Origin of the sequence: Sinomicrobium sp. (assembly GCA_029266035.1) — a bacterium.
In the GTDB taxonomy this organism is placed as follows: domain Bacteria; phylum Bacteroidota; class Bacteroidia; order Flavobacteriales; family Flavobacteriaceae; genus Sinomicrobium.
In genome coordinates, this window is the sequence record JAJUFH010000031.1 from 1 (window position 1) to 12,370 (window position 12,370).

12 protein-coding genes are annotated in these 12,370 nt (G+C 43.4%); 7 read left to right on the forward strand and 5 right to left on the reverse strand.

Annotation, left to right across the window (positions count from 1 at the left end):
* Positions 1-157: 157 nt before the first annotated feature.
* Entirely contained in the window at positions 158-310 is a 153-nt protein-coding gene (locus ACYZZR_RS11945) for a hypothetical protein (RefSeq protein WP_461534240.1), read from the forward strand.
* A 170-nt stretch (positions 311-480) separates the two neighbouring features.
* Positions 481-1,722, forward strand: coding sequence for an ornithine--oxo-acid transaminase (gene rocD, locus ACYZZR_RS11950; protein WP_461534241.1), 1,242 nt, complete (start codon positions 481-483; stop codon positions 1,720-1,722).
* Between the two features lie 77 nt (positions 1,723-1,799).
* Here rocD and nhaA read toward each other — a convergent pair whose 3' ends face one another.
* Positions 1,800-3,122, reverse strand: a complete 1,323-nt coding sequence (gene nhaA / locus ACYZZR_RS11955; RefSeq protein ID WP_461534242.1) for a Na+/H+ antiporter NhaA — start codon at positions 3,120-3,122, stop codon at positions 1,800-1,802.
* A gap of 346 nt (positions 3,123-3,468) precedes the next feature.
* Here nhaA and ACYZZR_RS11960 point away from each other — a divergent pair, with 346 nt between their 5' ends.
* The 5 genes from ACYZZR_RS11960 to ACYZZR_RS11980 all read left to right on the forward strand — a co-directional run bounded on the left by ACYZZR_RS11960 (position 3,469) and on the right by ACYZZR_RS11980 (position 10,459).
* A complete protein-coding gene (locus ACYZZR_RS11960; protein ID WP_461534243.1) occupies positions 3,469-5,103 on the forward strand; it encodes a CTP synthase in 1,635 nt (544 codons plus the stop codon).
* A gap of 95 nt (positions 5,104-5,198) precedes the next feature.
* Positions 5,199-7,070: a membrane protein insertase YidC gene (yidC, locus tag ACYZZR_RS11965; protein WP_461534244.1), complete on the forward strand. Its 1,872-nt coding sequence runs from the start codon at positions 5,199-5,201 to the stop codon at positions 7,068-7,070.
* A gap of 119 nt (positions 7,071-7,189) precedes the next feature.
* The gene (mnmA, locus tag ACYZZR_RS11970; protein WP_461534245.1) at positions 7,190-8,377 is read left to right on the forward strand and encodes a tRNA 2-thiouridine(34) synthase MnmA; all 1,188 of its coding nucleotides are present in this window, start codon (positions 7,190-7,192) and stop codon (positions 8,375-8,377) included.
* A 195-nt stretch (positions 8,378-8,572) separates the two neighbouring features.
* Positions 8,573-9,523, forward strand: a complete 951-nt coding sequence (locus ACYZZR_RS11975) for an NAD(P)H-dependent flavin oxidoreductase (protein WP_461534246.1) — start codon at positions 8,573-8,575, stop codon at positions 9,521-9,523.
* 141 nt (positions 9,524-9,664) lie between these two features.
* Entirely contained in the window at positions 9,665-10,459 is a 795-nt protein-coding gene (locus tag ACYZZR_RS11980; RefSeq protein ID WP_461534247.1) for a hypothetical protein, read from the forward strand.
* A gap of 10 nt (positions 10,460-10,469) precedes the next feature.
* Here the strand turns inward: ACYZZR_RS11980 and ACYZZR_RS11985 are convergent, their stop codons facing one another.
* The 4 genes from ACYZZR_RS11985 to ACYZZR_RS12000 all read right to left on the reverse strand — a co-directional run bounded on the left by ACYZZR_RS11985 (position 10,470) and on the right by ACYZZR_RS12000 (position 12,369).
* Positions 10,470-10,757, reverse strand: coding sequence for a peptidase associated/transthyretin-like domain-containing protein (locus tag ACYZZR_RS11985; protein ID WP_461534248.1), 288 nt, complete (start codon positions 10,755-10,757; stop codon positions 10,470-10,472).
* A 27-nt stretch (positions 10,758-10,784) separates the two neighbouring features.
* Positions 10,785-11,045 (reverse strand): hypothetical protein, encoded by a 261-nt coding sequence (locus tag ACYZZR_RS11990; protein WP_461534249.1) that lies wholly within the window; start codon positions 11,043-11,045, stop codon positions 10,785-10,787.
* A 41-nt stretch (positions 11,046-11,086) separates the two neighbouring features.
* The gene (locus ACYZZR_RS11995) at positions 11,087-11,671 is read right to left on the reverse strand and encodes a DUF4468 domain-containing protein (protein WP_461534250.1); all 585 of its coding nucleotides are present in this window, start codon (positions 11,669-11,671) and stop codon (positions 11,087-11,089) included.
* A gap of 86 nt (positions 11,672-11,757) precedes the next feature.
* Entirely contained in the window at positions 11,758-12,369 is a 612-nt protein-coding gene (locus tag ACYZZR_RS12000; protein WP_461534251.1) for a response regulator transcription factor, read from the reverse strand.
* Between the last annotated feature and the right edge of the window lies 1 nt (position 12,370).

The following is a 12,370-nucleotide window of genomic DNA, read 5'->3' on the forward strand; positions in this document are numbered from 1 at the left end:
ACTCGGCCAAATAGCGCTTGCAGGAAGCATCATCCGGGAAAACTTTCAAAAAGTCTATGATATTTTGTCCTTTAAATTGTGTCATTTCCTTTGATTTTTAAGGAATAAAAATATAGAATTTATATACATAACTCAAAAACTTTAAAAGCAATACACTGTGAAAACTACAAAAACTGAGCATTGGGGACTGCCTACAGAAGAGGTCTCCCACAAAGACTCCAACAACAAGAATCCTTATTTCGAAGGCGAACAGCAAAGGATGCTGTCTCGTATTTCCGATTTTTCTTTACTGGCATTGTTGTGGGGTTGAGCAAGCCTGTTGCAAAGGGGTGTTAAACCGAGATATTTCTCGGGGGAAACTGGCAAAATCGTTCAACTTTTTCTAATTTGCAGCCTGATCGGATGATTTCTCTCCCCGGCACTGGTATACGCGAGTGCCTATAAGAAGGAATAGTAAGGTATCACTAAATTATTTGAAAAATGAATGTAGCAGGACATTTGACCTCACAAGACGCCATTCAGTTGGAACACCGTTACGGAGCTCACAACTATCACCCATTGCCAGTGGTGCTGAGTAAAGGAGAAGGAGTATATGTTTGGGATGTAGAAGGAAAGAGATATTACGATTTCCTATCTGCCTATTCTGCCGTAAACCAAGGCCATTGTCATCCGAAAATTGTAGAGGCCATGGTAGAACAGGCCAAAAAACTAACACTTACCTCCAGAGCCTTTTACAACGACATGCTAGGTAGATATGAACAGTATGTCTCTGAGTATTTTGGCTACGATAAGGTACTGCCCATGAATACCGGAGCCGAAGCTGTAGAAACAGCTATAAAACTCTGTCGCAAGTGGGCGTATGAAAAAAAGGGTATCCCGGAGCAAGAAGCCAAGATTATTGTGTGTGAAAACAATTTTCACGGAAGAACCACCACTATCATTTCGTTTTCTAACGACGTAGATGCCCGAAAGAATTTCGGTCCCTATACCCCTGGATTTATAAAAATCCCATACGACGATACCGAAGCTCTTGAAAAGGTACTTAAGGAGGAAAAAAATATCGCGGGATTACTCGTCGAGCCTATACAAGGAGAGGCCGGAGTATATGTACCCTCTGAAGGCTACCTAAAAAAGGCTGATGCCCTCTGTAAGCAACACGAGGTATTGTTTATTGCCGATGAGATACAAACCGGTATCGCCCGTACCGGAAAACTGCTCGCCGTACAACACGAAGATGTACGCCCCGATATACTCATTCTCGGAAAGGCGCTCTCAGGAGGAGCTTATCCTGTATCGGCTGTACTTGCAGACGATGCGATAATAGAAGTGATAAAACCGGGACAACACGGATCTACTTTTGGAGGAAACCCCATTGCAGCTGCGGTGGCTATTGCAGCCCTTGAAGTTGTAAAAGATGAAAAACTAGCCGAAAACGCGGCCGCGCTCGGAAGCTTCTTCCGCGAACAGATAGCTGCATACAGCCAAACTTCGGAAGTAGTAAAACTGGTACGCGGAAAAGGCCTGCTCAACGCCATAGTAGTCAACGATACCGAAGATGGCGACCTTGCCTGGAACATCTGCGTGGCTCTGAAAGAAAACGGCTTGCTCGCCAAGCCCACTCACGGAAATATCATCCGCTTTGCTCCTCCCCTCGTTATGAACAAGGAGCAGTTGCAGGAGTGTATCGACATTATCGTCAAAACACTTAAGTCTTTCGAATAACGGCAAAATTCAAAGAAAAGCAAAAAAGCGGACTCCCTGGGGAATCCGCTTTTTTTATGAAATAGCCTGCGAGTTTATCACGCCTTCGGCTTGATGTTCTTCAGTAAAAAATAACCGATGAGACCTCCTATAGTAGAAGCTGCAAAAACTCCCATTTTGGCTTCCAGTATAAATTCAGCAGCATTGGTTTTAAAGGCGAGTTCTGTAATAAACAGCGACATGGTAAAACCTATACCCGCCAAAAAAGCCACACCGTAAATATGCTTCCAGGTGAGATCGGAAGGGAGTGAGGCAATCTTTAATTTTACCATAAGTTTGGTAAAACCTACGACCCCAATAAACTTTCCGATTACCAGCCCGCAAATAATCCCTACACTCACATTGCTCGTAATATTAGCCCAAAAGTCACCGGAAAACGTAACCCCTGCATTGGCCAAGGCAAATACCGGCATCACAAAGAAACTCACCAGAGAGTGCATGGAGTGCTCCAATCGCTGCAAAGGCGTCAACGCTGCTTTAGAATAAATACGCACCTGCTCCAGCACGTGTTGCTGTTGTGGTGTTTTCAGTCGCTTAATGCGGGTTTCTAATTTATCGTATTCATCGATCAGACTGTTCATTTTTTCTACATAGATCTTATCTCTCACCTTAGAATCTGCCGGGATGGTAAAAGCCGCCAACACTCCTGCAATAGTGGCGTGTACTCCGGAAAACAGGAAAGCTATCCACAATCCGCCTATACCTATAATTCCGTAAAAAACAGGAGCCCGTACTCCGAGACGATTGGCTGCCAACAGCACTATGAGGAATACAGCACCTACTATAAGGCTAGTGGTATCTATATCTGAAGTATAAAACAGAGCAATAACCAGAACAGCCCCCAGGTCGTCGGCAATAGCCAATGCAGTTAAAAACACCTTGAGCGAAACAGGAACCCTATCTCCAAGGAGGTAGAGTATACCCAAGGCAAAGGCGATATCGGTAGCCATCGGAATACCCCATCCTCCAACAGCGGCAGAATCGTGATTAAAAATCAGATAAATGGCAGCCGGAAAAATCATCCCTCCAAGGGCGGCCATCAACGGCAGAATAGCATTTTTGGGTCGCGATAGTTCTCCGGCTATCATCTCCCGTTTTAGTTCGAGCCCGACTACAAAAAAGAAAATAGCCATCAAGCCGTCGTTTACCCAGTGATGGAGGTTGTTTGAAACGACAAAGGTGTCGAACGACAAGGCAAATTCGTGTTGCCAAAAGTGATGATAAGCATCCTTGAGTGGTGAATTGGCCAATATCAGAGCTACAACAGCAGATAAAAAGAGTACTACACCTCCGGTGGTAGACTTGTTGATAAATCTGCTCAGCGGGTCTATCAGTATCTTGTCAATAGGTGTTTTTCTCATATAAAACAGTGAAAAGGTTTTTGTGTTAGCTTTGACCAACAATGATAAGTAAAATTTTAAAACCACAACAGGAAGAACAGTCTTTTTTTTCAACAAAAAAATTAAAAAATGATTAAAATTTAAAGCACAAAGGCGCTTTATCCTCAAAACACTCACATTCCGCCCTTCAAATATATATCGGATTTCACATCGTTTAATCGACAGAGGGTAGATGTTTTAGAAAGGCCAAAGTGATCTATATCTCAAATCTTCGGAAACAGTTTTCCGATATCCTTGTATGGTATGAATAGTTCTTTGTATTTTTGGCGCGTCGAAAAAGAGCAACATCATTAACGCGATACAGAACATGGCAGATACCAAGTATATCTTTGTTACAGGAGGAGTTACTTCATCATTGGGTAAAGGGATTATTGCAGCTTCTCTGGCCAAGCTATTACAAGCCCGAGGATACAAGGTGACGATTCAAAAGTTGGATCCTTATATCAACGTAGATCCCGGCACACTAAACCCTTACGAACACGGAGAGTGCTATGTTACTGACGACGGAGCGGAAACCGACCTCGACTTGGGGCATTACGAACGCTTTTTAAACGAAAAGACCTCTCAGGCCAACAATGTAACTACCGGGAGGATTTATCAAAGTGTAATAGAAAAGGAACGAAGAGGCGAATTTCTCGGAAAAACTGTTCAGGTGATTCCACATATCACCAACGAGATTAAAGAACGCATACAAATGCTCGGCAAATCGGGAGAATACGATATTGTGATTACCGAAATCGGAGGTACAGTAGGCGATATTGAATCTCTGCCCTATATCGAATCTGTACGACAGCTGATGTGGGAGTTAGGAGACAACAACGCCATAGTGATACATCTCACTTTGGTGCCTTTTCTATCGGCCGCAGGCGAATTGAAGACCAAGCCTACCCAACACTCTGTAAAGACATTGATGGAAAGTGGAATAAAGGCCGATATCTTGGTATGTCGCACCGAACACGAGCTCTCTGACGACCTTCGCGAAAAACTCGCGCTTTTCTGCAATGTGCGAAGAGAGGCCGTAATACAATCTATCGACGCCTCTACCATATACGATGTACCTAATCTTATGCTCAAGGAAGGACTGGACACCGTAGCGCTAAAAAAACTCAATCTTTCGGATGAAAAATTTCCGGATTTAGAAAAGTGGAACGCCTTTCTCGACCGACATAAAAATCCGAAACACGAAATTACAATCGGGCTGGTAGGTAAATATGTAGAACTTCAAGATTCGTACAAATCTATACTGGAAGCCTTTATCCACGCCGGAGCGAAAAATGAGGTACGTGTAAACATAGAGACCATCCATTCAGAATATATAGATAACACCACTATAAAGAACAAAATATCTCACCTCGACGGAGTTTTGGTAGCACCGGGATTTGGAGAACGAGGTATAGAAGGCAAGATCAATACGGTAAAGTATGTAAGGGAACACAAGATTCCCTTTCTCGGTATTTGTCTCGGAATGCAGATGGCTGTGATAGAGTTTGCTCGCAACGTACTCGGGTTGAAGGACGCAAACTCTACCGAAATGAACGAGACTACCCCACATCCGGTGATCGACCTTATGGAAGCACAAAAAGAAATCACCGACAAGGGAGGAACCATGCGTCTCGGCGCCTGGAAATGCAGCCTAAAAGAAGGAAGCCTGGCTCAGCGTGTTTACGGACAAGAGAGCATTATGGAGCGCCACAGACATCGCTACGAATTTAACGACAAATACAAAGAGCAGACAGAAGCTGCCGGACTTAAAGCTACCGGACTCAACCCAGACACTGGTTTGGTAGAAGTGGTAGAACTGCCAGAGCATCCGTGGTTTGTAGGAGTGCAATACCACCCGGAATACAAGAGCACAGTGGCCAACCCACATCCGCTATTTGTAGCCTTCGTAAAGGCAGCCCTCAAGTACAGCCAGGAAGAAAAAAGCGCCACTTTGGCATAGTAAGATGGTTTGGGGACATTTTTGAAATAAAGAATTTAGGATTGAAAATGAATACTTTCATTTTTAATCACGTGTTTTAATTTATAAGCTAATACATGGAAGAGAAGAAACTGGATACCAGTTCGATTATCGGATTTGTCCTTATCGGAGTTATCCTGATATGGGTATTGTACAACAACAGCCCCACCGAAGAAGAGATCAAAGCGAGAAAGGCACAGCAGGAATTGGTAGAAAAAGCCGAGCAGACCTCAGAAAAAACCACTGTTTTGCCCGAGGCTGAACAAAACATCGACCTCACCGATTCTACTGCCTTAGCTAACTATACCGAAAAACTCGGCTCTTTCGGGTATTCGGCTAGTTTGCCCTCGGCCAAAGACGATATTACAGTTCTGGAAAACGATGTGGTTTATTTTAAAATTAGTAATAAGGGAGGACAAATTGTAGAGGCAAAGCTCAAAGAGTTTTCTACCTACGACTCGGTTCCCGTATACCTCATCAAAGATGGAAGCGCATCCTTTCAACTCTCTCTCGGCACCTCAGACAACAGGACGCTGAACACCGGAGATATGTATTTTGAGCCTTCTCTTTCTCCCGACGGGAAAGCTCTATCTATGAAACTCAAAGCAGGTCCTGACAAATTCTTGGAATACCGATACGAGCTGAAGCCGGGAGATTATATGATCGATTTTACTATTCGCTCACAGGGACTAAACGGTATACTAAACAGTTCGCAGCCGGTGACGATGGACTGGAAACTCAAGGGAATACGCCATTCAAAGAGTATCACCTACGAAAACAGATATACCCGACTCACATACCAGCACCGCAACGGTGACAAAATATCTAAGCTCAGCCCTGCTAACGACGATACCGAAACCGAAGAAGGGGTAACTTGGATCTCTTACCGACAACATTTCTTCAGCTCTATACTTGTGGCAGACAAACCCTTTGAAAAAGTAGCCCTCTCCTCCAAAGATTTTGTAGAAGAAGAGAGCAAAGAAGCGCAGTGGACCAAAGAATACGAGGCCTCTACTCAATTGGAAATTGCCGGAGGAGAGCTAAACCACAATCTGTCGTGGTTTTTTGGCCCTACCGACGTAAAGGTACTCAGCCAGTACAAAGGGCTAGACCTAGACGACTCTATTCCCTTTGGTTGGGGAATATTTGGCTGGATCAGCAAACACGTATTTACACCGCTCTACAGCTTCTTGAGTTCGTTCTTGCCCTATGGTGTGGCTATTATCGTTATGACTATACTGGTGCGTTTGTTGCTCTCACCGGTAACCTATAAATCATACCTATCTCAAGCCAAAATGAAGGTATTGCGTCCTGAAATTAATGAAGTAAACGAAAAGTATAAGGACGACGCTATGAAAAAGCAACAGGCTACTATGCAGATATACAGCAAGGCCGGTGTTAGTCCGCTGAGCGGATGTATTCCCGCCCTCTTACAGCTGCCCGTATTCTACGCCCTGTTTATGTTTTTCCCCACGGCCTTTGCCATGCGACAGAAAAGTTTTTTATGGGCAGACGACCTGTCGTCATACGACACCATAGCCGAACTACCTTTTAAAATTCCGTTTTACGGAGATCACGTCAGCCTCTTCCCTATACTGGCATCTATAGCGATATTTATATATATGATGATGACCACCGGACAGAGTATGCAAATGCAGCAACAACCGGGTATGCCCAACATGAAATTTATCATGTATCTGTCGCCGCTGTTTATGTTGGTTTTCTTTAACAATTATGCCAGTGGACTGAGTTTGTACTACTTTATCTCCAACCTGATTACTATATTTATCATGTTGGCCATAAAGCACTTTATCATAGATGAAGAGAAGATACATGCCAAAATACAGGAACAGAAGAAAAAGCCGAAGAAAATGAACCGCTTCCAGCGAAAGATGCAGGAGATGATGGACGAAGCGCAGGCGCAACAAAAAGCAAAAGGCAAGAAGTAAACAAAGTATATTTTTTTGACTTTTAAAGGAAGAGGCGCAGCGATGATTGCGTCTCTTTGTTTTTTGTAATTTTGCATCGGTAAAACTAAGAACTACAAACTAATAGACTAATAAACTAAATGAAACGCGTAGTAGTAGGCCTCTCCGGAGGGGTAGATTCGAGTGTGGCGGCATACCTGTTAAAAGAGCAGGGATATGAAGTGGTTGGCCTGTTTATGAAAAACTGGCACGACGATTCGGTGGTGATCTCCAGAGAGTGCGAATGGGTAGAAGACAGCAACGACGCCATGATGGTAGCCGAAAAACTCGGAATACCTTTTCAAACGGTAGACCTGAGTGCAGAATACAAAGAACGTATTGTAGACTATATGTTTGGAGAATACGAAAGAGGGCGAACTCCCAACCCGGATGTGCTGTGCAACAGAGAGATTAAATTTGACGTATTCCTGAAAATAGCCCTTAGTCTGGGAGCTGATTATGTAGCTACCGGCCATTACTGTCGCAAAGGCACTATACAAAAAGACGGAAAAGAGGTGTACCAATTGCTCTCGGGAGCAGACCGCAATAAAGATCAGTCTTACTTTCTGTGCCAATTGTCACAGGAACAGCTCTCCCGTACCCTATTCCCCATCGGCGAGCTTACCAAACCTGAAGTGAGGGCGATAGCAGCCCGTGAAGAACTGGTTACGGCAGACAAAAAAGATTCACAAGGACTGTGTTTTGTAGGCAAAGTTCGGCTCCCCGAATTCTTGCAGCAAAAACTCAAACCCAAAGAAGGGGTTATCGTAGAGGTACCTGAGTCGGCCACACTGTACAGCAGAAGTACTCCCGAATTTCCCACCAAAGAAGAACAACTCGTCTACGACGCACAGAAGTATCAGTACAGCCCGGAAGACGGGAAAGAGGTAGGAAAACACCAAGGTGCACACTACTTTACAAAAGGACAGCGCAAAGGTCTCAATGTGGGCGGTACGCCAGAGCCTTTGTTTGTTATCGATACCGATGTGGATAAAAACATCATTTATACCGGACAGGGAAAAGAACATCCCGGACTGTTCAGAAAAGCCCTGTTTGTAAAAGAAGATGAAGTGCACTGGATCAGGGAAGATATGACATTGGCCATAGGCGAAAGCATGGAGGTCTCTGCTCGTATTCGCTACAGACAGCCTTTGCAAAAAGCAGAACTATACCGTATAGACAGCGGTATGTATGTGAGCTTCGACCAAGCACAAAGCGCTATTACCGAAGGACAGTTTGTAGCCTGGTATCTCGAGGATGAACTGATAGGTTCGGGCGTTATATCGTAATATTCATTCAGAACAAAGTACTGCCAGCGGGCAGACCGGGAAGAATATTTAATAACAAAAACGAAAAAAATACTACGAACTAATAAACTAAAAACCGTCAAAGCCCGAGATTGCCACGTCGCCTCCTTTGGTCGGCTTCTCGCAATGACACTGCAAGGCAAAACAAAACTACCAACTAATAAACTAACAAACTAAATGGAAACCAGTATCACTCAGCTCTTCGGCACAAAATACCCCATTGTACAGGCGGGGATGATATGGGCAAGCGGCTGGAAGCTGGCTTCGGCAGCCAGCAATGCAGGGGTACTCGGACTTATAGGTGCGGGCTCTATGTATCCGGATGTGCTGCGCGAACACATCAGAAAATGCCGCAATGCTACCGACAAGCCTTTTGGTGTCAATGTTCCGCTGTTGTATCCCGATATAGAACAGCTTATGGATATCATAGTAGAAGAAGGAGTAAAAATCGTTTTTACCTCTGCCGGAAACCCTAAAACATGGACCTCCTTTCTGAAGGAAAAAGGCATAGTGGTAGTCCATGTAGTGAGCAGTGTAAAATTTGCTATCAAAGCAGAAGAAGCCAGAGTAGATGCTGTCGTAGCCGAAGGCTTTGAAGCTGGAGGACACAACGGAAGGGAAGAGACCACTACCTTAACCCTTATCCCTATGGTAAAGGAGCAAATAAGCATACCTCTGATTGCCGCAGGGGGTATCGCTACCGGAAGGGGAATGCTCGCTGCAATGGTTTTGGGTGCTGAAGGCGTTCAGATAGGCAGCCGCTTTGTAGCCAGTACCGAAGCATCTTCTCACGACAATTTTAAACAGCTGGTAGTAAATGCCGGCGATGGTGCCACCAGTCTCACCTTGAAAGAACTGGCTCCAGTAAGGTTGTTGCGCAATAAATTTTATGAGGAGATACAGGAGCTATACGCCAAAGGCGCTTCGACAGAAGAACTGAAAACACTACTAGGCAGAGGAAGAGCCAAAAAGGGAATGTTTGAAGGTGATCTGGACCAAGGCGAACTCGAAATAGGCCAAATCGCCGGACTCATCCGCGATATAAAACCAGTATCTGAAATTGTTCGGGATATCATTGCGGAATTCGAACAGGTAAAAAAGACCTTTGAAGGGAATAACTTCTGGTAGTAGTCATTCTCATACCACTACACCTCAAAACGCATATTTGAAGGGGAACACCTTATTTCCAACCCTCAGGATTAAGGAATGGGATTGTGTAATGCCGGAATTGTGTATATTTATCCATCGACTAAACATAAAAAGCACCACATGGACCCTAAAAAGCTCGTCCGACTGAGTAATATCATCGGGATAATTGCAATAATCCTCCTCGTTTATTGGGTTTTCACTTTTATCACCATTGAGGTTTTTGGCTTGAAAGTATTCCGCAAAAACCTAACAGAGACCTTTTACATAAGTGTTTTGGGCATTCTGGCTCTGATGGTCGGGGCTTTGATGATCAATATAATGTTCAACCTGACACGAATTGCCCAGAAGCATAACAAAGACGAACAACCCACCAAAAATATCACCTATGCCGGTTGGATTTTCTTAGCGAGTTTTCCGGTATTACTCGCCATCTTATTTGGAGGTAATTATCTGACCTCTAAACAAAAAGAACGCTCTCTGGAAGAATCGGCCAGATCTATAGTAGAGGCTAATCCTTCAAAAAGTGATTTTTTGGTAGACTACACTTTTGACGAGGCCTGGATAATTAAAGCAAGTGATATCTTAGAAATATTATCGAAAACAGACGACAACTTTCCCCACGTTTCCATATTGGTTCGAGATGCGATAGAGGAAGAGCCTGTTTTTCTGGGATTCAGCTCCCACTACTACGGAAGTCTGACCGACAGCATACAACCAGAAAAAAAGAGCTTTATCAGAAAGACCTCTCAAGACGAAAGGGATTATCTAAACAGCGTTTTCGACGGGCGTACAACCGACTATAGATACAGTTCACACAACGGTCGATACGAGCTCTTTTACCCCTATGCTAAAGGGAAAAAATGCATTGTAATCTATTTTTCTGAATACCAAAGATACGGAAAGATTGGCAGTTAATAACAGGATATCAATACCCCACTTTCATATCATTACTCTTCACACCATCTATCAATTTCACCTTTACCGTTTTCTTACCCGGTTTAATTTCAACTGTTTTCATAAAAATATTTCTTTCCGATATAGCCTCTCCGCTGTACCATCCGGTTCTTGCACGACGCCACTCGAAAAGTCCGTAAAGAATGTATTTTCCGGGTTTTAAATTGGGAAATGTAAATTCTCCTTCAGAGTTGGTCGTACAGTACAGCCTGTACTTATAAGCAGTGCTATCCATATACACTCTTCTGTGTTTCTTCAAATTTTCCTTTTTCTTTTTCAGTTTGGCCTACTCTTCAAAATAAGGGGTGTGGGGGAACAACTCTATATCTATATGTCTGGGATAGTATTTCCGCCGCATCAGCTGCGCATAAGCAACTCCTGTAAGGGTGGTAGTTCCCCTGACTAAACCTTTCTTAGCCGCAACCGAATCGAATACTTGAGTAGGGAAAATCTTTTCTTCAGGCTCCGCCTGTACGTACTGAGCATTTGCATTAGACAATCCTATAAAAAGGAAAAACATACACGAAATAAAATATACTCTTTTCATTGTTTAAATATTAGCACGAAACCATGCTTAAAAGTCCGTTATCACCAGTCATTTACAGTTTCGGATTTCTGTATTATATTGTTTATCAAATCGTTAAAATATTTTATCAAGCCATTATAGGATTCTTGTGAGCGAATTTCTCCATATTTTCGCTTGTTGGAGTTAAAGATGGAGAAACCGTTTTTCCCCAGCAATGGCAAACTTCCCCAGCTACCAAAATTTTCCCACCACCGCCTACATTCAAAATCGGGGCGATTGACCCTTATTTTGCCGTCTTTAAACTGAAAAGTAATGGAATACGACACATCGTAATTATAGGATGGTTTTCCAATAGAGATAATATCAGGTCTAGCCCGGTGAACGATCGCATTCTCTTCGTATCCTTTTACGGTAATGCTCTCTCCTTCTATAAGACTCAGCACTTCTTTAGGGTCTTTATACATTGTATTTAGGGTATTCAAAACACTTAGGTACAACTCCTTTTGAGTCTTACCAGGCTTCTCTATCACCACATAATCACTTTTGTCTTGGGCGACAAATCCTTCGGGAGTTAGTGTAAAATGCTGTTGTGCCAAACTTACTTGAGCTATAAGCAGAATAAAAATCGCACTTAGTTTTACATTCATGTAATTTACTTTTAGAAGCTCTCAATATGAGAGTTGTCAAAAGTAACAATTTTAAAGCCTCTTTATTATCCCCGAAAACCATTAAATTATATAAATTTCATTTCGGTAGCCTTGTGGATTAAAGAGGCAGAATTGCTGACTTCAAATTTTTGCAACAGGTTTCTCCTATGGCTTTCTACTGTGAGTGGACTGATAAACATTTCTTCGGCAATTTGCGGAGTAGTTTTGCCCTGTGCCATCAGTCTGAGTACCTCGTGCTCCCTTTGAGTTACCTTGGGCACTGTGTTTTTCTCCTGATCTAGTATCGGTTCAATCTCTTTACTCAAGGCTTGCTCTCCTTCTACTACCGCATGTATCCCGTCTATGAGTTCGCCGGCAGAGACATTTTTGAGGAGGTAGCCCGAGGCACCAGCATCGAGCATACGCTGCACAATACTGCTTTCGTTGATATTACTCACGGCAATGACGTGGGTTTTCGGTTGTTTTCGCTTGATTACTGTAGTAGCATCTATACCGTTGATGCCCGGCATATTAATATCGGCAAGCACTACATCCACCGGATGGTCGTCCAGATAGGCCAATGCCTCTTCAGCATTGGTAAAGGTACTTAAGAGAGAGATTTCCGGATGTGTTTTCAGGATAAATTCAAAACCGTTTAACACCAAAGGGTGGTCGTCAATTATAATTACTGAAATCATT